The sequence below is a fragment of the Microbacterium sp. PF5 genome, from assembly GCF_004794315.1.
GTDB classification, from domain to species: Bacteria; Actinomycetota; Actinomycetes; order Actinomycetales; family Microbacteriaceae; genus Microbacterium; species Microbacterium sufflavum.
The window spans coordinates 1-24,516 of the sequence record NZ_SSDQ01000158.1 but is presented as its reverse complement, the minus strand read 5'-3'; the positions used below and the strand labels follow the sequence as shown (position 1 = coordinate 24,516).

Genomic DNA, 24,516 nt, shown 5'->3' with positions numbered 1-24,516 from the left:
TTTGCTTGAGAGATGGGAGACGGCATGCCGCGCCTGCACCACATGGGCATCACCGTGAGCGACACGGCGGCGGCCGCCGCGTTCTACGCCGCCGCGACGGGCGGCACGGTGACCGGCCCCCTGGTCAAGAGCGGCCCCGCGGTCGAGGCCGCGACCGGACGCCCCGGTGCCGAGATCCTGCTCACGTTCGTGCGGCTCGACGACGGCGTCTTCCTGGAGCTCGCGGAGTACCGCGGGGTCGACGCTGCGCGCATCGACCCGCACAACGGCCACATCGGCGCTGCCCACCCCGCGATCACGGTGCCCGACATCGCGCAGAGCCTCGCGCGGCTGGCGGAGCTCGGCCACCACCCGCTCTCGGCGGTCATGACCGCGACGGCCGGACCGCTCGACGGCTTCCGCTACGTGTACGTGCTCGGGCCCGACGACGTGCGGGTCGAGCTGCTGCAGGAGCCTCATCCCGGCACCGCCTGACCGGCGCCGTCGAGCAGCCGCAGGTCGGCGGGGTCCAGCGTCAGCTCGACCGCCGCGACGGAATCCCGCACGCTCTCCGGCCGGCTCGCACCGGGGATCGGGATCAGCACGGGCGATCGTGCGAGCAGCCACGCCAGCACCACGCGCTGCGGGCTGACGCCGGAGCGCGCCGCCACCTCGGCCACGGGCGCCGCCGCCCCGCCGAGCGCCTTCGCCTGGCGCATGCCGCCGAGCGGACCCCACGCGAGGAACGCCAGGCCGTGCTCCTCGCAGCGCCGCAGCACGGGCTCGCTCGACCGCTCCAGGAAGCTGTACTCGTTCTGCACGCTCACGAGCGCGTCGCCGAGGACGCCCCGGGCGAGGTCGAGCTGCGCAACGTCGACGTTCGACACCCCGACCCGCACCACGACCCCGTCGTCCACCAGCTGCCGCAGGGCCCCCATCGAGTCCGCATAGGGCACGCGCACGTCGGGCCGGTGGTGCTGGTAGAGCGGGAGCGCGTCGAGTCCGAGACGCCGCGCCGAGGCACGCGCGGCGGCGGCGAGATGCGCGGGGGTGCCGTCCACCCACCACGTCGCGGCGGGCCCGCGCGTGTGGCCGCCCTTCGTGGCGACGACCACGCGGTCCCTCGCGTCGGGGTGCCGGCGCAGGGCCGCGGCGAGGGCGCGCTCGTTCACGCCCATCTCGCTCGACGGTCCGTACGAGTCGGCGGTGTCGAACAGCGTGATGCCGGCATCGACCGCGGCGTGCACGGCGCGGACGCCCCGCTCGACATCCGACTCCGGGGTCTGCGTGAGCGTCATCGCGCCCATCCCGAGCGCCGAGACCCGCAGGTCGCCGAGCGCGCGCTGCGGCATCATCGGCCCACGACCGTCCAGCCACCATCCACCGGCAGGCACTGGCCGATCACGTGCGTGGCATCGCGCAGCAGCCAGATGATCGCGGCGGCGATCTCCTCGGGATCGGCGAGACGGCCGCGCGGCGTGCGGCGCTCGACCGCGGCGAGGTCGTAGCCGCCGGCCACCAGCTCCTGCACCATCGGGGTGAGCGTGTGGCCGGGGGCGACCGCGTTCACGCGCACGCCGAGCGGCGCCCACTCGACCGCGAGGTTCTCCATCAGCTGCCGCTCCGCCGCCTTCGCCGGACCGTAGTCGGCCTGGTTCGCCCAGCCGCGATAGGCCGTGGTCGACGACACCATCACGATCGACCCTGGTTCTCCATCGAGACGCCGCACGAGGGCCCGCGACACGGCGAGCGCCCCGACGACGTGCACGTCGTACAGCAGCCGCAGCCGGTCGAGGCCGATCTCCAGCGCGGGCATGTACGCCCCACGGATTCCGTGGCACACGACCACGCCGCCCACGGGCGCGCGTTGCCAGGCGCGTTCCATCGCGGCCTCGACCGCCGCCTCGTCACGCAGGTCGACCGCCTCGGAGCTCACGTCGTCGTGGGCGCTCGGGCTCAGGTCGAACACCGTCACGGTGAGTCCGCGCTCGCGGAGCAGCCGCACCACCGCGTCGCCGATCCCGCTCGCTCCCCCGGTGACCACGACGTGGTCGGCGGGTCGATCCTGCGCCTGCTCCGGCATCATCCAGCTCCCTCGCTGCTCGCCCTCCCGGGCATGCTACTGTGATTCCCAAACAAGCGCTAGGTTTAGCGTCGGTCGCGCGAAGGAGCGGGAATGGCGGACAAGCAGGTCAGCATCGAGGAGGCGATCGGCACCCTCGAGAGCGGGATGACGGTCGGCATCGGCGGGTGGGGGTCGCGGCGCAAGCCCATGGCCCTGGTGCGCGAGATCCTGCGCCGCGACATCACCGACCTCACCGTGGTGGCCTTCGGCGGCCCCGACGTGGGGTTGCTTGCCGAGGCCGGGCGCATCCGTCGCCTCGTCTACGGCTTCGTGTCGCTCGACAGCATCCCGCTCGATCCGCTGTTCACGCGGGCGCGCGAGCGCGGGGCGATCGAGGTCGAGGAGTACGACGAGGGGATGTTCGTCGCGGGGCTGCGTGCCGCGAACGCCCGCCTCGACTTCCTCCCGATCCGCGCGGGCCTCGGCTCCGACGTGCTCCCGGCGAACCCTCGGCTGCGCACCGTCCGCTCCCCCTACTCCGACGCCGAGTACGTCGCGATGCCGGCGCTCCCCCTCGATGTCGCCCTCGTGCACGTGAACCGCGCCGACCCGCAGGGCAACGCGCAGTACCTCGGCCCCGACCCGTACTTCGACGACCTGTTCGCGATGGCCGCGCAGCGCACGATCGTCTCGGCCGAGAAGGTCGTGCCGACCGCCGCACTGCTCGACGAGGGCTCGTTCCACACGCTGCTGTTCAGCCGCCTCTACGCCTCCGCCGTGGTCGAGGCACCACGCGGGGCGCACTTCACCACGTGCGCGCCCGACTACGACCGCGACGAGGCGTTCCAGAAGCACTACGCCGCATCCGCCAAGGACCCCGACGCGTGGGCGGAGTTCGCGCGCACGTACCTGCACACCGACGAGGCGGGGTACCACGCCGCCGTCGCCCGCTTCCACGCCGACCGAGGAGAGTCATGACCACCGTCGCCCCCACGCCCGCGACCGTCGCCACCACCGCCGAGGTCTGCGTCGCGGCCTGCGCCGACACCTACCGCGACTCCGGCGAGGTGCTCGCCCACGCCGTCGGGATCATCCCGTCCCTCGGCGCCCGTCTGGCCAAGCTCACCACGGCGCCCGACCTGGTGCTCAGCGACGGCGAGGCCTTCTTCCTCAGCGGTCCGCCGATGCCCGGCGACACCGCAGCCCCCGCACCGACGATCGAGGGGTGGGCGCCGTTCCGCCGCATCTTCGACATCCTCGCGACCGGCCGACGCCAGAGCATGATGGGCGCCAGCCAGATCGACCGGCACGGCAACCAGAACATCTCGCTCATCGGCGACTGGGACCGCCCCACCAAGCAGCTGATCGGCGTGCGCGGGGCTCCGGGCAACACGGCCAACCACCGTGTGGACTACTGGGTGGCCCGGCACAGCCCCCGCGTGTTCGTGGAGTCGGTGGACATGGTGTCGGGTGTCGGCACCGACCGTGCGGCCGAAGCCGGGCTGGAGCACCACCGCCTCGGCGTGATCGTCACCAACCTCGCCGTGCTCGGCTTCGACGCGGACGGCATCGTGACGGTGCTCTCGGTGCACCCCGGCGTCGACCCGCAGCTCGTGGCGGACAGCACCGGCTTCGCGCTGGATGCGAGCGCCGCACCCCTCACGCGCACGCCCGACGCGGAGGAGCTGCGGCTGATCCGCGACGTGCTCGACCCGCGCGGCACCCGCAGCCGCGAGGTCGCAGACTGACGCGGGCTCCGCTCAGTCGGAGAGGAGGCCCTTGTGCAGCAGGTCGAGGAAGTTGTCGGTCAGGCTGGCGGCAGTGTGCCCGCGGCCGGGCCGGTACCACGCGACCGTGGACCACACGGCGTCGCGGATGAAGCGGTAGGCGATGGGCGCGTCGATGGAGTCGCGGAACACGCCGACCTTCTGCCCTTCACGGATCTGCGACAGCCACAGCTCCTCGATGCGCTCGCTGTTCTCGCGCAGGAACTCGAAGCCGGGCTGGCGGCCGAGGAACGACAGCTCGTTCTGGTAGAGGCCGACCGCGTCGGGCTGGCTCTCGATCGTCGTGAAGGCGTGCGCGATGAGCTTGTCGAGGATGTCGCGGGGGCTGCCGCCCTCGGCCACGATCTCCTCGAACCGATCGAGCAGCCCGGTCATGAAGCTGCCCAGGATCTCCTGGAGGATCGCCTCCTTGGAGGAGAAGTGATGGTAGAGGCTTCCGGAGAGGATGCCAGCCTCGTCGGCGATGTCGCGGACCGTGGTCGCGGAGTACCCGCGCTTGGCGATCAGGCGCGCGGCGATCGAGAGGATCTGATCGCGCCGCTCGGAGCTCTGCTCCTGGCGGCCTCCGCTTTTGGTCGTTGCCATTGCTGCTCCTTCACAGAAAATCTCACAAGCGCTTGCTCAAGTGTGCCGCATGCGAGCGGTTTCCCGAAACATCCCTTCGGAGTGTACGCATGATCTGGGAAAGGACGTCCATGACAGTCTCGGAAGCCACCACGGTCCCCGCCCTCCTCACGGAGATGGCGGCGCTCGGCGATCACCCCGCCATCGTCGACGGCGACGTGACGATCGGCTACGCCGAGCTGCGGGACCGCGTGGAGGACGTCGCCCGCGCCTACGTGGCGCAGGGCGTGGCGCCCGGCGACCGCATCGGTCTCTGGGCGCCCAACCGGTACGAGTTCATCCTCGCGATGCTCGGCGCCCAGCTGGTCGGGATCGCGGTCGTGCCGTTGAACACCCGCTTCACGGGTCACGAAGCCGCCGAGATCCTCGCCCGCTCCCGCGCCACCGCGCTCGTGCTGGCGGACGGCTTCCTCGGCAAGTCCTACAGCGAGATGCTGCGCGATGCAGCGGCCGAGCGCGGCGGGGACGGACCCGTGTTCCCCGGGCTCCCGCACCTCCGCACAGTGGTCTGCCTGGACGGCGACGGTGCCGGCGGGCTGCTGTCGTGGGACGCCTTCCTCGCCGGCGGTGGAGCCGTGGCACCGTCACGGGTGGCCGAAGCTGCCGCGGCGGTCGGTCCGGACGACATCATGGACGTGCTGTTCACCTCGGGCACCACGGGCGTGCCCAAGGGCGTGCTCAGCGCGCACCGGCAGACCCTGTCGGTCGCGCGCGCCTGGGGCCTCGGAGCCCGCCTCACGCCGGAGGACCGCTACGCCGTCGTGAACCCCTTCTTCCACGGCTTCGGCTACAAGGCGGGCATGATCACGTCGCTCATGGCCGGCACCACGATCTACCCCCTGGCCGTGTTCGACGCCGACCGCCTGCTCGACCTCGTGCAGTCCGCCCGCATCAGCGTGCTGCCCGGCGTGCCCACCATCTTCACATCGCTGCTCGACCACCCCCGCCTCAGCGAGTACGACCTGTCGTCGCTGCGGTTCGCGATCGCCGGGGCCACGGCCGCCCCCGCGACGCTCTTCCACGACATGGTGAACGTGCTCGGCTTCGAGACCGTGGCCCAGGCGTACGGCCTCACCGAGTGCGTCGTCGCCACCCTCTCCCGCCCCGGCGAGTCGCTGGAGCACACGGCCCAGACCACCGGACCCGCGGTCGAGGGCGTGGAGATCCGGGTCGTGGACGAGGAGGGGAACGACGCGGGGGTCGACGTGGACGGCGAGATCCTGCTGCGCGGCCCCAATGTGATGCTCGGCTACTTCGAGGACCCGGCCGCGACCGACGCCGTGCTCGACGCGGACGGCTGGTTCCACACCGGCGACGTCGGCCGTCTCGACGAGCACGGCTGCCTCAAGATCACCGACCGCCTGAAGGACATGTTCATCGTCGGCGGCTTCAACGTGTACCCCGCCGAGGTCGAGAACGCGCTGCGCAAGCACCCGGCGGTGAACGAGTCGGCCGTGATCGGTGTGGACGACGACCGGCTCGGCACCGTCGGCCGCGCCTACGTGCTGCTGCTGCACAACGCGGAACCGCGCCCCGACGCCGCCGAACTCGAGACCTTCTGCCGCCGGCACCTGGCGAACTTCAAAGTGCCGCGCGAGTTCGTGCTCGTGGAGGACTTCCCCCGCAACGCCACCGGCAAGATCCTCAAGTCCGAGCTCCGCGACCGCGCCTGACCCGCCGCGGTCGATTGGCCCGCGCGACCCCCGGCCGGTAGCCTTCGAGGTCGGCCACGGGGAAGGACGGGGATGCGGGGACACGACCGATCGGCGGGGATCACGCGACGCACGGCGATGCGGGCGGCGGTGTGGACGGTACCGGTGGTGGCGGTGACCTGCGCGGCGCCACTGGCGGCGGCGTCCACCGCGCGCCCGGCGGTGCAGATGCTGCCCGTCACCATCGACCGCGCGACCTTCACCTGGCCGGGAGCGGTGGTCGGCAACCCTGGGACGACGCCGATCACCGTGACGTGGTCGGTCGCGGTGTCACCCGAGCTGGACTGGATGACCGGGCCCACCACGGGCTCGACGACGGTCCCGCCCGGCTCGTCCGCCACCATCGCGGCGGGGGTGCAGGGATTCCCGGTCGCCGCGGCGTGGCCCACCACGCTCACCCTCACGCTGCTGCGCGACGGCGGCAGCGAGGATCACAGCCTCGTGTTCCAGGCCGAAGAGGCCTGACCGGGATCCGGGGCGTCAGCTCAGGCGCTCGAGCACCATCGCCATGCCCTGGCCACCGGCGGTGCACATGGTCTCGACCGCGAACTGCTCGTCTCGCTCCCGCAGCGCGTTGATCGCCGTGGTCGTGATGCGCGCACCCGTCATGCCGTAGGGGTGGCCGAGGGCGATCGCGCCGCCGTTGACGTTCACGCGCTCCGGATCGATGCCGATGTCCGCGATGGACGGCACGACCTGGGCCGCGAACGCCTCGTTGATCTCCAGGAGGTCGATGTCGCCGATGCTCATGCGGGCGTGGGCGAGCGCCCGCTCGACGGCCTGCACGGGACCGAGCCCCATGATCTCGGCCGACAGCGCCGACACCCCGGTCGACACGATGCGGGCGAGCGGGGTCAGCCCCAGCTCGGCGGCTCGGGTGTCGCTCATGACCACGAGCGCCGCCGCCCCATCGTTCAGCGCGCAGCAGTTCGCGGCCGTCACGGTGCCGTGCGGGCGGAACACGGGCTGCATCCCGCTGATGCCGTCCAGGGTCACCCCCGCGCGGGGGCCGTCGTCGGCCGAGACCAGCGTGCCGTCGGTCAGACGCACGGGAGTGATGTCCTTCTGCCAGAAGCCGCGGGCGGCCGCGGCCTCGGCACGGTTCTGGCTGAGCACGGCCCACTCGTCCTGCTCGCGCCGGGAGACGCCGCGGAACGTGGCCACGTTCTCGGCGGTCTCGCCCATCGCGATGTAGATGTCGGCGAGCTCGCCGCGCGCGCGCGGGTCGGACCACACGAACTCCGGGTCCTGCGCGTCCCGCGCGGTGCGGGCAGCGGCGTCGGCCCACCGCGGGTTCTTGGTGTCGGGCATGCCGTCGGCCTTGCCGGACCCGAACTGCGACACCGCCTCGACCCCGGCCGACACGAACACGTCGCCCTCGCCCGCCTTGATCGCGTGGAAGGCCATGCGAGTGGTCTGCAGCGAGGACGCGCAGTAGCGGTTGACGGTGGTGCCGGGCACGCCGTCCCACCCGAGCTGCAGCGCGACCATGCGGCCGATGTTGTACCCCTGCTGACCGGCCGGCTGCGCACACCCCATCATCAGGTCGTCGATCTCGGCGGGGTCGAGTCCCGGCACGGCTTCCACGGCGGCGCGCACCATCTGCGTCGCGAGGTCGTCGCCGCGCATGTCCTTCAGGCTGCCCTTGAACGCGCGGCCGATGGGCGAGCGCACGGCGGAGACGATGACGGCTTCGGTCATGAGGGGGTTCCTCCAGAGTCGGGCAGGCGGTCGGCCTGCCGCACGATGTCGGCGTTCGGGGTGTGGGCGAGGAAGGCCGGCCATTCGCCGCCGCCGTCGACCGGGATCACGGCACCGGTGAGGTGCGCGGAGAGGGGGGAGGCGAGCACGACGCACACGGCCCCGAGTTCGGCGGGGTCGGCGAGACGTCCGCGCGGGATGGTGCGCGCGATCTCGGCGTATTGCTCGGGCGTGCCGTAGTGATCGGCGGCGCTCTCGGTGTGCACGAGCCCGCTGCTGACCGCGTTGACGCGGATCTCGGGGGCCCACTCGACGGCGAGGCTGCGGGTCAGGCTCTCCAGTGCCGCCTTGGCCGCCCCGTAGACGGCGGTGCCCGGACTCGGACGGCGCGCACTGATCGAGGTGATGTTGACGACACTGCCCTTCGCTGCGCGCAGAGGCTCGAACGCGGCGCGCGTGGCGACGGCGGCCGAGAGGAAGTTGATCTCGGTGATCGCCTGGAAGTAGCGGGGCGAGCCCGCCTCGAACCGGCCGAAGGGGGAGCCGCCGACGTTGTTGACGAGTACGTCGAGCCGTCCGTGGCGCTCGGCCACGTCGCGGATCCACGCCTCGTTCTGCGCCGCGTCGCGCACGTCGACGGGGCGGAAGGAAGCGCGGCGCCCGTCGCGCTCGGGAACCCCGTCGGGCTCGGAGCGCCCGCAGAACTCGACCTCGGCCCCGGCGTCCAGGAACGCGTCGACCACGCCCCGGCCGACACCGCGACCGCCGCCGGTGACCGCGACGACCTTCCCCGCGAAATCGATGACCAGACTCACTGCGCACTCCTCCGTACCGCGCTCCGGTGCGACGGCCTGTCCATGCTACCAACCAAATGCTAGGTTTGTTGCATGGGTCACGAAGACGTACCTCCCCGCTCTCCGCGCACGATCGTCGTCACCGGCGGTGCGCTCGGCATCGGTGGCGGCATCAGCCGCCGCTTCGCCGCTGAGGGCGACCACGTGGTGCTGGTCGACATCGACGCCGACGCCGCTGAGGCGACAGCGTCGGAGATCGAGGAAGACGGCGGGAGCTGCACCGCGCTCGTCGGCGACATCACCCGGGACGACACGGTCGCCCGCCTGGCGGCCCACGTTCAGGAGCAGCACGGTCATGCGGAGGTGCTCGTCAACAACGTCGGCGACTTCCGCCCCGCGAAGTCATTCTTCGCCAAGAGCCCACCGGAGCAGTGGCAGCGGTTGCACGAGCTGAACCTCTGGCACGTGTTCGCGGTGACGCACGCCCTGCTGCCCGGAATGATCGCGGCCGGCCGCGGCAGCATCGTGAACGTGTCCACCGTGGAGGCCTTCCGCGGCATCCCCGGCAACGCGGTGTACTCCGCCTACAACGCCGGCGTGTCCGCCTTCACCAAGAGCCTGGCGGTCGAGCTCGGCCCCTCCGGCATCCGCGTCAACGCGATCGCCCCCGACCTCGCCGACACCCCTCAGACACCGGCCGAGCTGATGCTCGCCGGACGCGACCCCGCTCTGCTGCGCTCCTGGCTCCCTGCCGGGCGCTTCGGTCGACCGGAGGACTTCGCGGGCGTGGTGGCGTTCCTCGCCTCCGACGACGCCGCCTTCGTGACCGGACACACCATTCCGGTCGACGGCGGCACGCTCGCCGCCTCCGGCTGGTACGGCCGCGCGGAGGGCCGCGGCTGGACCAACCTGCCGGATCGAGCATGAACCTCGCGGAGCTGGTCGATCGTCAGGAGATCCACGCCCTCGTGCTCCGCTACTGTGCTGGGGTCGACCGGGCGGATTGGGGCGCGGTGCGTGCGGTGTATGCCACGGACGGCGTCGACCACCACACCGGTTTCTCCGGTGACGCCGACGCCTACGTGGCCTGGTTGCGCGAACGGACCGCGGTCTTCGACGGCACTGCGCACCTCACCGCCAACCACACGGTCGAGCTGCTCGGCGACCACGCGTACGCGGAGACCTCCGGCACCGCTGTGCACTGGGGATCCCCGGCCGACGACGAGACCCGCAACTTCACGAGCGGCTTCCGCTACCTCGACCACCTGCGCCGCGACCCGGACGGCTGGCGGATCGTCGAGCGCCTCGCGGTGCGCGACTGGACCCGGTCCGACGCCGGGCGCCTGCGCGATCCCGAGGGCGACGGCCCACGCGGACGGCGAGGACCGGACGACCCCTCCACCGCGTTCCGGGAGCGGGTGCGGACGACAGCCGAGAGCGCGAGGAGGATGACATGACCGCGGACATCGAACGGCGGCTGCGGCTGCTGGAGGACCGCCTGGAGCTCATCGACCTGGAGGCGACGTACGCGCGCTCGTTCGACGAACGCGACGGCGCCGTGTGGAGCGCGCTCTTCACGGACGACGGGGTGTACCAGTCCCGGCCCGTAGGCGACGCGCCGCCCGTCACGTTCGTACAGGGTCGTGTTGCGCTGGAGGCGTTCTGCCGCGACGCCCCGTTCTCGGGCATCCACTTCCTGCACCTGCCGCAGCTGCGGTTCGACGGCGACCGGGCGACCGCCCGCGTGCACCTCGAGTTCCACGGCGACCACCCTGCGGACCCGGGCGCACCCCGCGTGGCGATGCGCGGGTACTACGACGTGGCGTATCGCCGGGTGGACGGTCGCTGGCGCATCGCCCACCGCGTCACCACGGCGTTCGGACGCGAACAGACAACGGTGCTCGGCTATCCGCCCGCGGCCGTGCTGCCGGACTGATCCGAGCGGAGGTCGGGCGAGGTCACGGTCAGGCGCGGCCCCGGTCAGACGGGGAGGACGAGCCGGAACCGCTCGCAGAGCACGGGCATGTCCGGGGCGTAGCCGCGCGGGCTCTCGGAGTGGGTGCGCCAGTAGCGCTCGTGCACCTCGCGCCAGTGCTCCAGCGTGCGGTCACCCTCCCCCTCGGCGAAGGCGTGCACGGCATCGACCCGGTCGAACGGCACGACCTCGAGCGCGGTCGTCTCGATCACGGCGCGCGGCTCCCCGCGTCCGTCGAGGATGATGCTGAGCTCACCCACCTCGGGCAGCGGGTCGCCGGTCGCCTCGTAGTCCCACAGCGACGACGCGGTGCCGACCTTCACACCGGCGAGCACCAGCGCGAGCAGCTCGTCGGCGTGCGCCGGGGTGGCACCGAACGCCCATGCCTCCGGCACCGCTTCGGGAAGGTGCGGCAGCGCCGCCCTCGCGTCGCGCCAGTACTGCTCGATCCCCGCACCGTCATCCACCCGCCCAGACTAGCGGCGGACACCCCCGGGACCGCCTGCCGTCACGCGACCGCGCCGAAGTACGCCCGCTGCAGATCCTCCAGGGACACGTCGGCCGCGGCGCCCGCGAGCGTCGTGCGGCCCATCTCGATCACGGCCACCTCGTCGGCGATCGCGACGGACTCCTGCACCGCCTGTTCGACGAGGAGGATGCCGATGCCGGTCGCCTTCAGCTCGTGCACCCGCTCCATGACCTCCTTGACGATCACGGGGGCCAGGCCCTGGCTCGGCTCATCGAGGATCAGCAGTTTCGGCTTCGCCATGAGCGCCTGCCCGATCGCGAGCATCTGCTGCTGTCCGCCCGACATGCTCGCAGCCGGGAGGGCCCGCTTGCTGCCGAGGATCGGGAACAGCTGGTAGATCTCGTCGACCGAGGAGGCGAGGCCGCGCTTGCCGAGGCGTCGCGAGAAGCCGCCGAGGATCAGGTTCTGCTCGATCGTCAGCTCACGGAAGACCTTCTTGCCCTCCTGCACGTAGGAGATCCCGCGCGCGACCCGCTTGTGCGGCGCGTCGGCGAGGGGCGCCCCCAGGTAGGAGACGGACCCGCCCGTGACCCGGTTCAATCCGGTGATGGCACGCAGCGTGGTGGTCTTGCCGGCGCCGTTGCGACCGAGCAGCACCGTGATCTCTCCCGACCGCACCGTGAGCGACACGTCGCGCACCACGGTCAGGTCGCCGTAGCCGGTCTGCAGCGCCGACACCTCCAGCAGCACGTCACTCATGGTCGCCGCCTCCCGCCGCGTTGGTCTCCGCCGTGACGCCGAGGTACTCCTCCATCACGCGCGGGTTGCTCTCGATCTGCTCCGGGGTGCCGTGCGCCATGACCGCGCCCTGGGCGAGCACGTAGATGTCGTCGGCGAGACGCAGCACCAGCTGGAAGTTGTGCTCCACGAGAATCACGGTCATCCCGGCGTCGCGCAGCCGGCGCACCAGGCTCTCCAGCACCTCCAGCTCGTCCTCGTCGAGGCCGGAGGCGACCTCGTCGAGCAGCACGACCTGGGGCGAGGCCGCGAGGCTGCGGGCGACCTCCAGCAGGCGGCGGTTGCCGAGCGGGAGGGAGTCGGCCGGCTCGTCGCGCTGCGCGCTCAGCCCGACCAGTGCCAGGGCACGTTCGGCCGCCGCGCGGTTCTCCCGACGCGCCCGCCAGAACGACGGCAGGCGCAGCACCGACGCGAACACGCTGGCGCGCTCGGTCGCGTAGCACCCGGCCTGCACGGCTTCGAACACGGTGAGCTTCTCGGGGATGTTGGGGGTCTGGAACGTGCGCGACACTCCGGCCCGCGCGACCCGATACGACGAGAGCCCCTGGATGGGCCGCCCGTCGAGCTCGATCGTGCCGGCGTCGGTGCGGTAGAACCCCGAGATCATGTTCAGCAGCGTGGTCTTGCCCGAGCCGTTGGGCCCGATGATCGCGGTGACCGCGCCCGGCGCCGCCTCGATCGAGACCTTCGAGAGCGCCTGGTTGCCACCGAACGCCTTCGAGACACCGTCGGTGCGCAGCAGGGCGCCGTCGAGCCTCTCGACGTCGGCCGGGGCTGCGGGCACGGGCTCGATGCCGACCCTGCGCTTCGCAGCGATGTCGGCCTTGCGCACGAGGCTGCGCACGAGCCCGGAGAGACCGCCGGTGAATGCGACCCCTCCGATGAGCAGGAACGCACCGGAGATGATGAGGCCGAACTTGCTGAAGTTCGTCGACTGGTTCATGCCGAACTGCAGCACGGCCGCGCCGATGAGCGCCCCGTAGATGCTTGCGGATCCGCCGAAGATCGACGCCGCGAGCACCGTCATCGCGAAGGAGAACGCGAACGCCTCCGGCGAGATGAACAGGTCGAGGTTGGCGAACAGCACGCCCGCGATGCCGGCCGGCACCGCGCCGATCGCGTACGCGGTGAGCTTGGCGCGGAAGACCGAGATGCCCATGGACGACGCCAGCACGGGGCTCTGCTTGAGCACGCGCAGGGCGGTGCCGTGGTCGGACACGACGAGGTTGCGGATGAGGGCGAACACGACGATCGCGATCGCGACGATCAGCACGTAGTACGTCCGCCCGTCGATCATCTGCCCGAAGGAGGTCGCGGGCATGATGCCGGCCAGGCCGTTGCGACCGCCGGTCTCCTCCTTGAAGATCGACAGCACGTCGGGGACGATCAGGATCAGGAAGAACGAGGTCATCGCGAGCGACCAGCTGCCGAGCCGGAGCCCGGGGATGCCGGAGATCAGGCCGACGATCAGGGCGGCCCCTCCGCCGATCAGCAGTTGCAGCCAGATGTCGGTCACGCCGGCCTTGTTGGCGAGACCCGCCGCGTAGGCACCGGCGGCGTACATGGCGACCTGACCCATCGCGAGCTCGCCGGCGTAGCCGAGCGAGAGGTTCAGGCCGAGCACGATGAGGGCGAGGATGAGCGTGAGCTCGATCTGCCGGGTCGCGCCGTAGTTGAGCCCCAGGAAGGGCAGCACGAGCAGCACCGCGCCGATGGCGAGCGGCCAGAGCCACCCGGGGACGGCACGCAGTTTCAGCCAGAGAGCGGCCATGGTCACACCGTCCGTTCCACGCGACGGGTGAAGAGCCCCGTCGGTTTGACCATCAGGATCACGATCAGGATGAAGAACACCGTCAGCCCCGCGTAGTCCGCGCCGATGTAGCGCGTGGCGAGGGCCTCGGCGAGTCCGACGATCAGCCCCCCGACCAGCACGCCGCCCAGCGACCCGAAGCCGCCGATGGCGAGCACCACGAAGCCCTTGAGCGCGAGCGAGGCGCCGAGGGTCGCGACCGCGTAGGTCTTGGGCCCGACGAAGACGCCGAGGAACCCGGCGAGCACCCCCGTGAAGATGAAGGCCAGCAGGGCGAAGCGCCGCACGTTCACGCCGCGCAGCTGGGCCGCCTCCCGGTTCTCGCTCATGCCGAGCAGGGCGATGCCGGTCATGCTCCGCTTCGCGAACTGGGTGAGCACCACCACGAGCACGATCACGAGCACGATCAGGGCGATCTCGACGGGGTACACGCGGCCGCCGAGGAACTCGAGCACCTGGTCGCCCATGAAGAAGGGGACACGCTTGGGCTCACCGCCCCAGATCACCTGTGCGACGCCTTCCATGATGATCGACGCGCCGAGCGTGGTGACGAGCAGGTTGTGCGGGTCTTTCACCGGTCGGATGGCGACGCGCTCCTCCAGCGCGGCGATCCCGCCGACGATCACGGCCGCGCCGATCGCGACGAGCCACCAGGGCAGACCCCAGACGACGATGCCGACGTACGCGAGGAACGCACCGAGCATCATGAGCGCCGCCTGGGCGAAGTTGAAGGTCTTCTGGGAGAGGAAGACGATGTTGTAGCCGATCGCCACCAGTGCGTAGATCGCACCGAGCGCGAGGCCGGACCAGATGATGGTCATTGCGGTCGGGTCCTTCCATCATTGTGGCTTCGAGGCGGCGGGCTCCGTGTGCCGACGGCTCGGATCCGCGGGGGATCCGAGCCGCCGGCCGTGGTCGCTCGCCGGCCGGGTCAGGGCTGGAACTGACCGTTGACGAGCTCGCCCGGCGGGATGAACGCGAACTGGTCCGGGCTCACGTGCGGGCTGTGCGCGTCCTTCTCGAACGCGTAGTTGGCGAGGATCGCCGTCTCGGCCGCCTTCTGCACCTCGGGGTCGATGAGCGCCTCGACCAGGGCGTCGGGGTCGTCGATGCCACCGGCCTTCTCCGCGGCGGCCTTGAACAGCAGCGCCGAGTCGTAGTTGTACGCGAGGATCAGCGACGACTTGATGTCGCCCGCGGCGAGCATGCGCTCCACGGCGTCGTTGACCTTGGTGTCGTCGGGGTTGTACTGGGTGCTGGAGTACACCTGCATGGTGAGGTTCTTCACCTGATCGGTGCCGAGCACGCCGTCGGGGGCGGGCGTGGCGATCAGACCGGTCGCGGCGACGGAGGAGTTGCCCATCACCGGCACGTCCCAGCCGAGCTTCTCGAGGCTCTGCAGCACGTAGCCGAGCGGGGCGCCGTAGGCGTCGAGAACGAGCACGTCGGGGTCGCCCTGCTGGAGCGCCGACAGCTGCGGGGTCATGTCGAGCGCGGCGTTGTCGAAGCCCTCGTTGCCGGTGACGGTGAAGCCCGCGTCGGCGAAGGTGGTCTCACCGAGCTGTCCGAACAGCTCGCCGTAGGCGCTGGAGCCGTGCAGGATGGCCACGTCCTCGTAGCCGCGATCCTCCATCTCGGCGACGAACGAGCCGAGGTAGTCGGGCACGGACGCGCTCAGGTCGAAGCTGTAGGGGTTGACCGAGGGGTCGCCGGAGCCGGTGGTCGGGCCGATGTTGAACGACACGATCTGGTTCTGCGTGAGGATCGGCAGCATCGCCTCGGTGATGGTGGAAGGGCCGGAGTTCATCACGAGGGCGGGCTTGCCCTCGGTGGCGATGTACTCGCGCAGCTTGGTGACGGCGACGGTCGGGTCGGCGTTGTCCTCCAGATGCGTGATCTCGACCTCGCGGTCGAGGATGCCGCCCATGTCGTTGACGGCGTCGACGGAGGCGAGGGCTGCCGTGACGGCGGTGGTGGCGTTGTCCGCCAGGATGCCCTCCGCGCCCATGCCGCCCAGCACCACGATCTTGATCGGATCGCCCCCGGCGTCCCCGCCGCCGCTGTTGTCGGCGTCCGCATCGCCGCCGGAGCAGCCGGCGAGCGCCATGGACGACACCACGATCCCTGCGGCGACTGCCGCGAGCCTCTTGAATCGCATTTCCGAACCTCTCTCATCGTTGAGTTAGAGCGACCAAACGCTTGCTTAGTAAATCACACTCGGATCACCCGGACAATGCCCAACCGGTCAATTGCTTGGTTGATGACGGAACTGCTGTTAGATTCGCCGCTCATGGACACTCAGCAGAGCATCGACGCCCGCCAGCCCTCCCCCCTCGACGGCGTCGCCGTGGTGACGGGAGGCACCGGAGGGATCGGCTCGGCGATCGCGCGCAGCCTGGCCGCGGCGGGCATGCGCGTGGTCGTCACCCACCGCTCCGTGCCCGCCCCCGAGGTGCGCACGGCCCTGGGTGCCGACATCGAGCTGCACCGCCTGGACGTGCGCGACGAGGAGGCCGCCCGCGCCCTCGCGGACGACCTCGTGGCGCGCCACGGTGCGATCCACACGGTGGTGCACGCCGCCGGTCCCCACGTGCCGATGGTGCACCTGTCGAAGGTCCCCGTAGCGCAGTTCGCCCGCCAGGTGGACGACGACCTCGTGGGCTTCTTCACGATCGCTTCGGCATTCCTGCCCGCCCTGCGCCAGGCGTCCGGCTCGCTCACGGTCGTGACCAGCGCCGGCACCCGCCGATACCCCGTCCGCGACGGGCTCTCGGTGGCCCCGAAGGGCGGGGTGGAAGCACTGGCGCGCGGGCTCGCCGCGGAGGAGGGCCGCTTCGGCGTGCGCGTGAACGCCGTGGGCCCCGGGATGCTGTGGGACGGCATGTCGGCCCGCCTCATGGCCTCGGGCGACCTCGACCAGCGGGCGCTCGACGTGGCCATGGCCAACATCCCGATGCGCCGCTTCGGCACCGCGGACGACATCGCCGCGGCGGTCTCTTTCCTCGCGTCGCCCGCGGCCGGGTTCATCACGGGGCAGAAGCTCGACGTCGACGGGGGCTTCGGGCTCTGAGCCCCGGGGACGGTCACGCGCGGCCCGGCGTCATCGCATGCCCTGCAGGCGCTCGAGCAGCCAGTCGATGCGGGCGGCCTCGTCGCGGTTGAACCGCTCCGCCCACTCCAGGGCGACCCCGGAGAACCGCCACGCCTCTTCGCGCTCGGCTCCCCTGGCGTGCGCCCCCGCGTCCTCAGCGGTCCGCAGTGCCTCGTCGCGGTAGGCGGTGAGCGCGGCGCGCAGGCGGTCGAGATCGCCGTTGTGCGCGGCCCACAGGCGCAGGATCTGCGGGTGCTTGAGCACCACCGGCTCGGGCGGCACGTCGTCGGTCCAGCGCCGCATGTGGTCGCGTCCGAGCGGGGTGATCGCGTACAGGCGCCGGCTCTTCGCGGCGTGCGTCTGCTCCACCCGGGAGACCGCGAGGCCGAGGTCCTCCAGCCGGCGCAGCTCGGTGTAGATCTGGCTCTGCGACGGAGCCCAGTAGAAGAACGCGAGGCTCTGGTCGGCCCACTGCTTGACGTCGTAGCCCGACAGCTCGGTGTCGAACGACAGGATGCCCAGGACGGCCCAGCTCGTGGCGGGCAGCTCCGGCAGCTGCGGGGTGTTCTCGTGATCGGTCACTTGACCTCCTCGTCGTTGAGTGAGATATTCCTGATCGTACTATGACTAACAGTCATACCGACGCCGATCGAAGGAGATCAGGTGGACGAGACGACCCGGATGCTGGACCTGCTCAACGCGACGTTCCCGCCGATCTGGACGATGGACCCGCTGGCGGGACGCGCCGCCGTGGATGCGCGCATCCGCCCCGCCGCGAACCTCGACGACGCCGACGCGGAGGACGCGGTGGTCGCGCGCGGCACGCACCCGATCCCGATCCGCGTGTACCGCCCCGCGACGATCCGCGATGGCGCGCCCGCCACCGTGTACGCGCACGGCGGCGGCTTTCTGCACGGCTCGATCGCCGGACACGACGGCTTCTGCCGACGCTGGGCGCGGGAGACGGAGTCGATCGTCGTGTCGGTCGACTACCGGCTCGCGCCGGAGGCGGGACCCGGCGCCGCCCGGGACGACCTCGTGGCCGCCGCGGACTGGGCGATCGCGGCGGGCCTCGCGCCGCACGGGCTGCTCCTCGCAGGGGACAGCTCGGGGGGCAACATCGCCGCCGGCGCCGCGATCGCCCTCCGCGACTGCGGCCACAGCCCCGTCGTCGGCCAGGTGCTGCTGTACCCGTTCCTGGACCCGGCCATGGCCACGGAGAGCCATCGCACGCGAGCCGCGGGGTACTTCGTGACCGCCGAGCTGCTCGCCCACTACTGGCGCACCTTCCTCGGTGACACCGCCGACCGGGTCCACCCCGACGTCACGCCGCTCGCGGTCGACGACCTGGGCGATCTGCCGCCCGCCGTCGTCGTGACCGCCGGGCTCGACCCGCTGTGCGACGAGGGGGCGCTGTACGCCCGGCGTCTCCGCGCCGCCGGGGTGCCCGTGGTCGAGCGACACCATCCCGACCAGTTCCACGGATTCCTCACGATCCCCGGCTACGGCCCCGCCGCGTCCGCCGCGGCCCTCCTCTGGAGCGACGTGCGCGCGCTCACCCCCACCCCTGCGAAGGAGCAGACATGACCACCCAGCACGACCTCCTCGTCGTCGGCGCCGGCCTCGCCGGGCTGTACACCACGATCCACGCCGAACGGGCCGGGCTCGACGTGCTCGGGCTGGAGGCCGGCGACGACGTGGGAGGCACCTGGTACTGGAACCGCTACCCCGGTGCGCGGTGCGACGTGGAGAGCATCGACTACTCGTTCTCGTTCGACGACGAGCTGCAGCGCGAATGGCGATGGACCGAGCGCTATGCGACACAGCCCGAGATCCTGCGCTACCTGAACCACGTGGCCGACCGCTTCGACGTGCGCCGCCACTACCGGTTCGGGCAGCGCCTGTCCGCCGCGACCTGGGACGAGGGGCTGCAGCACTGGGAGGTGCGCACGGAGACCGGGCTGACGGCGACCGCGCGGTGGCTGGTGATGGCGACGGGCGGGCTCTCGAAGCCGCAGCTGCCCGATCTCCCCGGGCGCGACACCTTCGCCGGCACCGTGCTGCAGACCTCCGCCTGGCCCGAGGGCCCGGTCGACCTGCGGGGGCGGCGCGTGGCCGTGATCGGCACGGGGTCGTCCGGTGTGCAGGCCATCCCGCTGCTCGCGGAGCAGGCGTCCGAGCTCACGGTGTATCAGCGCAGCGCCAACTACAGCGTGCCCGCGTTCAACCGTCCGATCGACGACGAGGAGTGGGCACAGCAGCAGCGGGCCCTACCGCGACGGCGCGAGCTGTCGTGGAACGGTGCCGCGGGCTCGCCGTGGACGAGTCATCCCGTGCCCTTCGCGGAGACCGGCGAGGAGGAGCGGCGGGCGGTGTTCGAGGAGAGCTGGACCCGCGGCGGCGTGCTGTTCGCGAAGGCGTTTCAGGGCCTCACGGTCGACCCGGTGATCAACGACGCCGCGCGGTTGTTCTTCGAGGAGAAGCTCGCCGAGCGGGTGCATGATCCCGAGGTGCGCGCGACGCTGACCCCGCGCGATCACCCCGTGGGCACCAAGCGCATCTGCACGGACTCGGGCTACTACGAGACGTTCAACGCCCCGCACGTGACGCTCGTGGATCTGCGCACGGAGCCTCTCGCCGAGGTCACCCCCACCGGCATCCGCACGGCCGCCCGGCACCGCGAGCACGACGTGATCGTGTGCGCCACGGGCTTCGACGCCATGACCGGGGCCCTGACGGCGATCGACATCCGGGGCCGCGAGGGCCGCTCGCTGCGCGAGGACTGGAGCGGCTTTCCCTCCACCTACCTCGGTATCGGACTGCCCGGGTACCCGAACCTGCTGGTGCTGAACGGCCCGGGCAGCCCCAGCGTGCTGTCGAACATGGCGCTGACGTCGGAGCAGCAGGGCGACCTGGCGCTGCGGATGATCGCGCACTGCCGTGACCGCGGGTTCACGTCGATCGAGGCGCGCGCGGATGCGGCGGAGGCGTGGACGGCGCACTCCCTCGAGCTCGCCGACCGCACGCTGTTCGGCTCCGCACCCTCGTGGTACACCGGCGCCAACATCGCGGGGAAGGCTCGCGGCTTCCTGCCGTACATCGGCGGCTTCAAGGCCTACATCGACCGGTGCGAGGAGGTCGCCGCCGCCGGGTTCCGCGGTTTCGTGCTGTCGTCGCGCTGATCGCGGAGTCGGGCTGGCCTTCGGACGACCTCGCCGCTAGAGTCAAACAAGCAAATGCTTGGGCAAAGGAGCGCGGGATGAGTGCCATCGACCTCGGATTCACCACGGGAGACGCGGTGCTCATCACCGGCGCGGGCAGCGGCATCGGCCGGGCGACCGCCGTGCGCGCGGCCGAGCTCGGGCTGGCCCTGAGCCTGTGGGATCTGAACCCCGAGGGACTCGAGGAGACCGCGACGCAGGTGCGCGCGGTCGCCCCCGCGGTGCACACCTGGGTGGCCGACGTGTCGGACGATGCCGCCGTGTCCGCGGGTTTCGCCGACGCCGCCGCCACCCTCGGCCCGGTGCGCTACCTGCACAACAACGCCGGCCCCGCGTCTGCTTCCACACTCCCCTTCGACCGTGCCCTGGAGATCTGCGTGGGCAGCGTGCGCCGTGTGACCGACGCCTGGGCGGCGGCCGGTCCCGGCACCGGCGCCGCGATGGTCGCCACCACCTCGGTCGCCGGCAACCTCGTGGGCACCGACAGCGCGTGGTACTCCGCCGCGAAGGCCGCCATCATGGGCTACGTCCGCCACCTCGCCGCCCACCGCGCCCACGAGTTCCGCTCCAACGGCGTCGCGCCCGGGATGACCGACACCCCGCGGCTCGCCGGGTTCGCGAGCAGCGAGACCGGACAGCGTGTCCTCACGCGCATTCCGCTGAAGCGCATGGCCACGCCCGACGACATCGCCTGGGCCACACTGTTCCTGCTCTCGCCGCTCGCGGGCTACGTCAACGGCGTCTTCCTCCCGGTCGACGGGGGCTGGACGGTCACCCAGTGAGCGCGGAGCCCGAGCGCCCGGTGCTGCACTCCCACACGACCCGCCTCAGCTACGCCGACACCGACCCCGCGGGGATCCTCTACTACGCCGCCTGGTTCCCGAAGATGGAGGCGCTGCAGTCGGAGTTCCTCTATCTGCAGGGGCTACGGCAGGACACGCTGGTCGAGCGCTTCGGGTGGTGGACGGTGTCACGCGCCACGACGTGCGAGTACCTGGCCGCAGCCCGCCTGTTCGACGAGGTGCGCATCGACCTGCGTCTGGGACGCATCGGCGCCTCGTCGTTCCGCTTCGCGTTCCGCATGACCCGACTCGACGACGACGTGCCGGTCGCGCGCGCCGAGAACACGGTCGTGACGGTCTCCCCCGCGCAGGAGCCCGTGCGCATCCCCGCCGACCTGCGCGCGCACCTGGAGCGCTGGGCGGGAGGAGGTCCCGCATGAGCGTCGACCTGCGCACGATCGGCGACCGTCAGGAGATCGCGATGCTGCTCGCCCGCATCGCCCACCTGGCCGACGCGGGAGACCCCGCGGAGTACGTGCGGTGCTTCACCCCGGACGCGGTCTGGGACCTCACCGACGCGACCGACCTGCCGATGGACGTGCAGACGATCTCCGGGAGGGCGGCGCTGCTCGCGGGCGTGCACGAGCGCCGTGCGGCCGGCATCCAGGGCCCGGGCACCCACACGCGGCACGACGTGTCGAGCATCGCGGTCGAGGTGGACGGCGATCGGGCGCGGTCGCGCGCCTACTTCCGCTACTACCGCGGCACCGACGGGGCGCCCGTGCTCGCGGCGATGGGGGTGTACGCCGACGAGTTCGTGCGCGACGGCGACCGCTGGCTGCTGCGGCGACGCGTGATCAGCCGGGGCTGAGCCACGCGCGGGCCCGGCCGCTGCGTACGAGCTCGCGGTGCATCTCGGTCTGCCGCAGCGCGGAGTGCAGCCAGAATCCGTCGAGCCCCTGCCATCCCGCGGTCCACGTGAGGCGCTGCGCGTACTCCCACACCGGGCTGTCGCCGAGCTCGTCGACCAGCGCTGCCACCTCGGCCGTGCGACGCAGATGGTGGGCCGCGATCCGAGCCCGCCGTTCCCTCAGCCCGGTGAACCGGAACTCGTGGCCGGGCAGCACCGTGAAGGCGTCGAACGGCGCCAGGCGGTCGAGCGAGTCGAGCAGGTCGCCCAGGGGCTCATCGCCCGGCAGCACGCCGATGCCGACACCGGAGTAGATGCGCGGCAGCACGTGGTCGCCCGTGAACAGCAGTCGCGCGTCTCGGTCGGCGAGGCAGACGTGACCGCCCGTGTGCCCCGGGGTCGCGACGACCTCGAGGCGCCGCCCGCCGAGGTCGAGCACGTCGCCGTGGGCGAGCAGCACGTCGGGCTCCACGTCGCCGGTGAGGGACGGACGCGTGAACGACGCCAGGAGCTCGGCGTGGCGATCGCGGGGGACGCCCCAGCGCTCGACCGTATGGCGGTAGGCCGCGGGGTCGGTGGCTGCGGGATCGACCACGACACCCAGCACCCGACGCTCGGCGGACGACATCGCGATGCGGGCTCCGGTGCGGTCGCGGAGCCGTGCGGCGAGCCCGAGGTGGTCGGGGTGGTGGTGGGTCACGACGACCGTCGCGAGCTCGGACAGCGCGCGGCCGGCGGCGGCGAGCGCTTCCTCGATGCGGGACAGGTTGCCCGGGGTGTCCCACCCCGGATCGATCAGGTGCACGCCGTCGCCGCCGAGCACGGCGTAGGCGAGCGTGCCGGGCAGCGTCCCCTCGGGGATCTCGACCGGGATGCACCACAGGCCGGGGGCGATCTCGGCGGGCGGGCGCAGTTCGCCGCGATCCCACGCCGTCCGCTCCGCCTCGTCGACGGGGACCACGTCGTCCGCTACCGCGTTCATGACACCACCCTAGCAATCGCTTGTTCATTTCACGAGATCCGGCTAGCCTGACGCCTGGGACGCGGTCCCGCGAGCGGGACGGTGACAGTGGAGTCGGGACGAGAGCGCCACGAGCGCGCAGTGGTCGCACTGCTCGCCGCATGCGGCATGCTGACCTCCCTGCAGTTCACGCTCATCGTGCCCATCCTGCCGCTCATGCCCGCCCTGCTCGGCACCACGGCCGCCGATGCGTCCTGGCTCATCACGGTCACCCTGCTCACCGGGGTGGTCGGCACACCGGTGGTGACGCGGCTCGCCGACCTGCACGGCCGCCGGCGGATGCTGCTCGTGGCCATGGCGCTGCTCGTCGCCGGATCGGTCATCGCGGCCGTCGTGCCCGGATTCCTCGCGGTGCTCATCGGCCGGGCGCTCCAGGGATTCGGCACCGCCGTGGTGCCGATCGGCATCGCCCTCCTGAGCGCCCTCGTCTCCCGCCGCCGCGCCGTGCTCGGCATCGCCCTCATGAGCGGCACGCTCGGCATGGGCTCCGCGCTGGGCCTCGTGCTCGCCGGGCCGCTGCTCGCGTGGGGCGGACTGCCGGCCGTGTTCTGGTGCTCCGCCATCGTGGGCGCCGTGTTCTGCGTGCTCATCCGGCTGCGCATCGATGAAGCCCCCACGCGACCCGTGCGGGGATTCGACGGCATCGGGGCCGTGCTGCTCGCGCTCGGGCTCACGGCCCTGCTGCTCGCCATCTCGCGGGGTCAGTACTGGGGATGGGCCAGCGTGCCGACACTCGGACTCGCGGCACTCGCGGCCGCGGCACTGCTCGCCTGGCTGCTGTGGGAGCGACGGCACCCGGCACCGCTGATCGACGTGCGCACGAGCCTGCGCGCACCGATCCTGCCGATCAACGTGGCCTCGTTCTTCGCGACGGCCGGCATGTACGCCAACCACCTGCTCACCACCCAGGAGGCCCTGGCACCCGCCGCGACCGGCTACGGCCTGGCCACCACGACCGCCGCCGCCGGGCTCTTCCTGCTGCCGTCCGCCGTGACGATGATCGCCCTCGCGCCCCTCGCCGCCCGTGTGATCAGCCGCTTCGGCGGGCAGCGCGCACTGCTGCTGGGGTCGTCGCTCATGGCCGCGGCGTTCCTGCTGCGGATGCTGTTCCACGGCGCGGCCCTGCCCGTCCTGCTCGGCTCGGCACTGGTCGGCGCGGGGGTGGCGTTCGCGTTCGCGGCGATGCCGTCGCTCATCACCGCCTCGGTCCCTCCAGACGAGGTCGCCACCGCGAACGGTGTGAACTCGGTCATCCGCACGCTGTCCGGCGCGGTCGTCGCCGCCCTCTTCGCGTTCGCGATCACCGCCCTGCCCTCGGCCGCCGATCCGTCCTTCCTGTCCGAGCAGGCGCTTCTGCTGTGCTTCGGCGCCGCAGCGCTGTGCGGTGCCGTGACCGCCGTGCTCGCCACCGTCCTCCGCCTCCCCCGTCTCCCGGAGTCGCCATGACCCTGTTCTCGCCACTGACCCTGCGCTCCGTGACGCTGCCCAACCGCATCGGCATCTCCCCCATGTGCATGTACGCGTCCCGTGAGGGCTTCGTGACCGACTTCCACGTCGCGCATCTCGGACGCTTCGCCCTGGGTGGTGCGGGGCTCGTGATCGCCGAGGCGACGGCCGTGCATCCGCGGGGCCGCATCTCGCCGTTCGACGCGGGGCTGTGGAGCGACGAGCAGGTGCCGGGGTGGGGTCGGGTCGCCGAGGTCGTGGGTGCCGCGGGCGCCGTTCCGGGGGTGCAGCTGGGCCACGCGGGGCGGCGGGCAGCGGTGCGCGAGCCGTG

28 protein-coding genes are annotated in these 24,516 nt (G+C 71.7%); 16 read left to right on the top strand and 12 right to left on the bottom strand.

All coding sequences use genetic code 11. The annotated features are described in order from the left end of the window. The first annotated feature begins 24 nt into the window (after nt 1-24). Nucleotides 25-474: a VOC family protein gene (locus DW297_RS15675; RefSeq protein ID WP_168442885.1), complete on the top strand. Its 450-nt coding sequence runs from the start codon at nt 25-27 to the stop codon at nt 472-474. Here DW297_RS15675 and DW297_RS15670 read toward each other — a convergent pair. Beyond that, complete coding sequence (locus tag DW297_RS15670) at nt 456-1,334, bottom strand: aldo/keto reductase (RefSeq protein ID WP_308194334.1); 879 nt, start codon at nt 1,332-1,334, stop codon at nt 456-458. The two genes, DW297_RS15675 and DW297_RS15670, sit on opposite strands and share 19 nt — an antisense overlap. Then, a complete protein-coding gene (locus DW297_RS15665) occupies nt 1,331-2,065 on the bottom strand; it encodes an SDR family NAD(P)-dependent oxidoreductase (protein WP_205812726.1) in 735 nt (244 codons plus the stop codon). Before DW297_RS15665 ends, DW297_RS15670 begins: the two co-directional genes overlap by 4 nt. A 90-nt stretch (nt 2,066-2,155) precedes the next feature. Between DW297_RS15665 and DW297_RS15660 the strand changes: the two genes are divergently transcribed. Together DW297_RS15660 and DW297_RS15655 are read left to right on the top strand one after the other, a co-directional pair. Beyond that, nucleotides 2,156-3,022, top strand: a complete 867-nt coding sequence (locus DW297_RS15660; RefSeq protein WP_136034088.1) for a CoA transferase subunit A — start codon at nt 2,156-2,158, stop codon at nt 3,020-3,022. Further along, nucleotides 3,019-3,792: a CoA-transferase subunit beta gene (locus DW297_RS15655; protein WP_136034087.1), complete on the top strand. Its 774-nt coding sequence runs from the start codon at nt 3,019-3,021 to the stop codon at nt 3,790-3,792. Before DW297_RS15660 ends, DW297_RS15655 begins: the two co-directional genes overlap by 4 nt. A gap of 12 nt (nt 3,793-3,804) precedes the next feature. Here DW297_RS15655 and DW297_RS15650 read toward each other — a convergent pair whose 3' ends face one another. Beyond that, entirely contained in the window at nt 3,805-4,416 is a 612-nt protein-coding gene (locus tag DW297_RS15650; protein WP_136034085.1) for a TetR/AcrR family transcriptional regulator, read from the bottom strand. A 110-nt stretch (nt 4,417-4,526) separates the two neighbouring features. On the opposite strand from DW297_RS15650, the gene DW297_RS15645 reads away from it, so the two are divergent. Both DW297_RS15645 and DW297_RS15640 read left to right on the top strand, forming a co-directional pair. Continuing rightward, nucleotides 4,527-6,128, top strand: coding sequence for an AMP-binding protein (locus tag DW297_RS15645; RefSeq protein ID WP_136034083.1), 1,602 nt, complete (start codon nt 4,527-4,529; stop codon nt 6,126-6,128). A 72-nt stretch (nt 6,129-6,200) separates the two neighbouring features. Next, nucleotides 6,201-6,632: a hypothetical protein gene (locus DW297_RS15640; RefSeq protein ID WP_136034081.1), complete on the top strand. Its 432-nt coding sequence runs from the start codon at nt 6,201-6,203 to the stop codon at nt 6,630-6,632. Between the two features lie 15 nt (nt 6,633-6,647). Here DW297_RS15640 and DW297_RS15635 read toward each other — a convergent pair whose 3' ends face one another. Continuing rightward, complete coding sequence (locus DW297_RS15635; RefSeq protein WP_136034079.1) at nt 6,648-7,868, bottom strand: acetyl-CoA C-acetyltransferase; 1,221 nt, start codon at nt 7,866-7,868, stop codon at nt 6,648-6,650. Next, a complete protein-coding gene (locus DW297_RS15630; protein ID WP_136034077.1) occupies nt 7,865-8,683 on the bottom strand; it encodes an SDR family oxidoreductase in 819 nt (272 codons plus the stop codon). Before DW297_RS15630 ends, DW297_RS15635 begins: the two co-directional genes overlap by 4 nt. Nucleotides 8,684-8,755: 72 nt before the next feature. Between DW297_RS15630 and DW297_RS15625 the strand changes: the two genes are divergently transcribed. From DW297_RS15625 to DW297_RS15615, 3 genes are read left to right on the top strand one after another with little or no spacing between them, the layout of a single operon-like run. After that, nucleotides 8,756-9,589 carry an SDR family NAD(P)-dependent oxidoreductase gene (locus tag DW297_RS15625; RefSeq protein WP_136034075.1) on the top strand — a complete coding sequence of 278 codons (834 nt, stop codon included), beginning with the start codon at nt 8,756-8,758 and terminating at the stop codon, nt 9,587-9,589. Continuing rightward, nucleotides 9,586-10,119, top strand: a complete 534-nt coding sequence (locus DW297_RS15620; RefSeq protein WP_136034072.1) for a nuclear transport factor 2 family protein — start codon at nt 9,586-9,588, stop codon at nt 10,117-10,119. Before DW297_RS15625 ends, DW297_RS15620 begins: the two co-directional genes overlap by 4 nt. Next, a complete protein-coding gene (locus DW297_RS15615; protein ID WP_136034070.1) occupies nt 10,116-10,598 on the top strand; it encodes a nuclear transport factor 2 family protein in 483 nt (160 codons plus the stop codon). Before DW297_RS15620 ends, DW297_RS15615 begins: the two co-directional genes overlap by 4 nt. A 44-nt stretch (nt 10,599-10,642) precedes the next feature. On the opposite strand, the gene DW297_RS15610 is transcribed toward DW297_RS15615, so the two are convergent. The 5 genes from DW297_RS15610 to DW297_RS15590 form a co-directional block, all read right to left on the bottom strand. Next, on the bottom strand, nt 10,643-11,104 hold the full coding sequence (locus DW297_RS15610; RefSeq protein WP_136034068.1) for an ASCH domain-containing protein: 462 nt from the start codon (nt 11,102-11,104) through the stop codon (nt 10,643-10,645). Between the two features lie 41 nt (nt 11,105-11,145). Continuing rightward, on the bottom strand, nt 11,146-11,865 hold the full coding sequence (locus DW297_RS15605) for an ABC transporter ATP-binding protein (protein WP_136034066.1): 720 nt from the start codon (nt 11,863-11,865) through the stop codon (nt 11,146-11,148). Beyond that, nucleotides 11,858-13,675, bottom strand: a complete 1,818-nt coding sequence (locus tag DW297_RS15600) for a branched-chain amino acid ABC transporter ATP-binding protein/permease (RefSeq protein ID WP_136034064.1) — start codon at nt 13,673-13,675, stop codon at nt 11,858-11,860. Before DW297_RS15600 ends, DW297_RS15605 begins: the two co-directional genes overlap by 8 nt. A 2-nt stretch (nt 13,676-13,677) precedes the next feature. Next, nucleotides 13,678-14,535 (bottom strand): branched-chain amino acid ABC transporter permease, encoded by an 858-nt coding sequence (locus DW297_RS15595; RefSeq protein ID WP_136034062.1) that lies wholly within the window; start codon nt 14,533-14,535, stop codon nt 13,678-13,680. 110 nt (nt 14,536-14,645) lie between these two features. After that, nucleotides 14,646-15,872, bottom strand: a complete 1,227-nt coding sequence (locus DW297_RS15590; protein WP_136034060.1) for an ABC transporter substrate-binding protein — start codon at nt 15,870-15,872, stop codon at nt 14,646-14,648. A 132-nt stretch (nt 15,873-16,004) separates the two neighbouring features. Here DW297_RS15590 and DW297_RS15585 point away from each other — a divergent pair, with 132 nt between their 5' ends. Next, entirely contained in the window at nt 16,005-16,784 is a 780-nt protein-coding gene (locus DW297_RS15585; RefSeq protein ID WP_136034058.1) for an SDR family NAD(P)-dependent oxidoreductase, read from the top strand. A gap of 30 nt (nt 16,785-16,814) precedes the next feature. On the opposite strand, the gene DW297_RS15580 is transcribed toward DW297_RS15585, so the two are convergent. Further along, nucleotides 16,815-17,387: a PadR family transcriptional regulator gene (locus DW297_RS15580; protein ID WP_136034057.1), complete on the bottom strand. Its 573-nt coding sequence runs from the start codon at nt 17,385-17,387 to the stop codon at nt 16,815-16,817. Nucleotides 17,388-17,468: 81 nt separating this feature from the next. On the opposite strand from DW297_RS15580, the gene DW297_RS15575 reads away from it, so the two are divergent. From DW297_RS15575 to DW297_RS15555, 5 genes are all read left to right on the top strand, one after another. Then, the gene (locus tag DW297_RS15575) at nt 17,469-18,392 is read left to right on the top strand and encodes an alpha/beta hydrolase (RefSeq protein WP_136034055.1); all 924 of its coding nucleotides are present in this window, start codon (nt 17,469-17,471) and stop codon (nt 18,390-18,392) included. After that, the gene (locus DW297_RS15570) at nt 18,389-19,987 is read left to right on the top strand and encodes a flavin-containing monooxygenase (RefSeq protein WP_136034053.1); all 1,599 of its coding nucleotides are present in this window, start codon (nt 18,389-18,391) and stop codon (nt 19,985-19,987) included. Before DW297_RS15575 ends, DW297_RS15570 begins: the two co-directional genes overlap by 4 nt. A 77-nt stretch (nt 19,988-20,064) precedes the next feature. Then, a complete protein-coding gene (locus DW297_RS15565; protein ID WP_136034051.1) occupies nt 20,065-20,808 on the top strand; it encodes an SDR family NAD(P)-dependent oxidoreductase in 744 nt (247 codons plus the stop codon). Further along, a complete protein-coding gene (locus tag DW297_RS19020) occupies nt 20,805-21,248 on the top strand; it encodes an acyl-CoA thioesterase (protein WP_168442884.1) in 444 nt (147 codons plus the stop codon). Before DW297_RS15565 ends, DW297_RS19020 begins: the two co-directional genes overlap by 4 nt. Continuing rightward, the gene (locus tag DW297_RS15555) at nt 21,245-21,679 is read left to right on the top strand and encodes a nuclear transport factor 2 family protein (RefSeq protein ID WP_136034047.1); all 435 of its coding nucleotides are present in this window, start codon (nt 21,245-21,247) and stop codon (nt 21,677-21,679) included. Before DW297_RS19020 ends, DW297_RS15555 begins: the two co-directional genes overlap by 4 nt. Here the strand turns inward: DW297_RS15555 and DW297_RS15550 are convergent. Next, nucleotides 21,666-22,700, bottom strand: a complete 1,035-nt coding sequence (locus DW297_RS15550) for an MBL fold metallo-hydrolase (RefSeq protein ID WP_136034045.1) — start codon at nt 22,698-22,700, stop codon at nt 21,666-21,668. The genes DW297_RS15555 and DW297_RS15550 overlap by 14 nt on opposite strands. Nucleotides 22,701-22,820: 120 nt before the next feature. Here DW297_RS15550 and DW297_RS15545 point away from each other — a divergent pair, with 120 nt between their 5' ends. Together DW297_RS15545 and DW297_RS15540 are read left to right on the top strand one after the other, a co-directional pair. Then, the gene (locus DW297_RS15545) at nt 22,821-24,185 is read left to right on the top strand and encodes an MFS transporter (protein ID WP_136034043.1); all 1,365 of its coding nucleotides are present in this window, start codon (nt 22,821-22,823) and stop codon (nt 24,183-24,185) included. After that, nucleotides 24,182-24,516: oxidoreductase (locus tag DW297_RS15540; protein ID WP_446724381.1), on the top strand; the 335-nt coding region annotated here is incomplete at its 3' end. The genes DW297_RS15545 and DW297_RS15540, both read left to right, overlap by 4 nt.

What these genes read in the sequence shown, in the direction of transcription:
- DW297_RS15595 (WP_136034062.1), bottom strand. Translation starts at nt 14,535, where the DNA reads ATGACCATCATCTGGTCCGGCCTCGCGCTCGGTGCGATCTACGCACTG.
- DW297_RS15570 (WP_136034053.1), top strand. Translation starts at nt 18,389, where the DNA reads ATGACCACCCAGCACGACCTCCTCGTCGTCGGCGCCGGCCTCGCCGGG.
- DW297_RS15585 (WP_136034058.1), top strand. Translation starts at nt 16,005, where the DNA reads ATGGACACTCAGCAGAGCATCGACGCCCGCCAGCCCTCCCCCCTCGAC.
- DW297_RS15645 (WP_136034083.1), top strand. Translation starts at nt 4,527, where the DNA reads ATGACAGTCTCGGAAGCCACCACGGTCCCCGCCCTCCTCACGGAGATG.
- DW297_RS15565 (WP_136034051.1), top strand. Translation starts at nt 20,065, where the DNA reads ATGAGTGCCATCGACCTCGGATTCACCACGGGAGACGCGGTGCTCATC.
- DW297_RS15625 (WP_136034075.1), top strand. Translation starts at nt 8,756, where the DNA reads ATGGGTCACGAAGACGTACCTCCCCGCTCTCCGCGCACGATCGTCGTC.
- DW297_RS15640 (WP_136034081.1), top strand. Translation starts at nt 6,201, where the DNA reads ATGCGGGGACACGACCGATCGGCGGGGATCACGCGACGCACGGCGATG.
- DW297_RS15605 (WP_136034066.1), bottom strand. Translation starts at nt 11,865, where the DNA reads ATGAGTGACGTGCTGCTGGAGGTGTCGGCGCTGCAGACCGGCTACGGC.
- DW297_RS15550 (WP_136034045.1), bottom strand. Translation starts at nt 22,700, where the DNA reads ATGAACGCGGTAGCGGACGACGTGGTCCCCGTCGACGAGGCGGAGCGG.
- DW297_RS15660 (WP_136034088.1), top strand. Translation starts at nt 2,156, where the DNA reads ATGGCGGACAAGCAGGTCAGCATCGAGGAGGCGATCGGCACCCTCGAG.
- DW297_RS15670 (WP_308194334.1), bottom strand. Translation starts at nt 1,334, where the DNA reads ATGATGCCGCAGCGCGCGCTCGGCGACCTGCGGGTCTCGGCGCTCGGG.
- DW297_RS15555 (WP_136034047.1), top strand. Translation starts at nt 21,245, where the DNA reads ATGAGCGTCGACCTGCGCACGATCGGCGACCGTCAGGAGATCGCGATG.
- DW297_RS15675 (WP_168442885.1), top strand. Translation starts at nt 25, where the DNA reads ATGCCGCGCCTGCACCACATGGGCATCACCGTGAGCGACACGGCGGCG.
- DW297_RS15655 (WP_136034087.1), top strand. Translation starts at nt 3,019, where the DNA reads ATGACCACCGTCGCCCCCACGCCCGCGACCGTCGCCACCACCGCCGAG.
- DW297_RS15620 (WP_136034072.1), top strand. Translation starts at nt 9,586, where the DNA reads ATGAACCTCGCGGAGCTGGTCGATCGTCAGGAGATCCACGCCCTCGTG.
- DW297_RS15665 (WP_205812726.1), bottom strand. Translation starts at nt 2,065, where the DNA reads ATGATGCCGGAGCAGGCGCAGGATCGACCCGCCGACCACGTCGTGGTC.
- DW297_RS15600 (WP_136034064.1), bottom strand. Translation starts at nt 13,675, where the DNA reads ATGGCCGCTCTCTGGCTGAAACTGCGTGCCGTCCCCGGGTGGCTCTGG.
- DW297_RS15635 (WP_136034079.1), bottom strand. Translation starts at nt 7,868, where the DNA reads ATGACCGAAGCCGTCATCGTCTCCGCCGTGCGCTCGCCCATCGGCCGC.
- DW297_RS15590 (WP_136034060.1), bottom strand. Translation starts at nt 15,872, where the DNA reads ATGCGATTCAAGAGGCTCGCGGCAGTCGCCGCAGGGATCGTGGTGTCG.
- DW297_RS15650 (WP_136034085.1), bottom strand. Translation starts at nt 4,416, where the DNA reads ATGGCAACGACCAAAAGCGGAGGCCGCCAGGAGCAGAGCTCCGAGCGG.
- DW297_RS15615 (WP_136034070.1), top strand. Translation starts at nt 10,116, where the DNA reads ATGACCGCGGACATCGAACGGCGGCTGCGGCTGCTGGAGGACCGCCTG.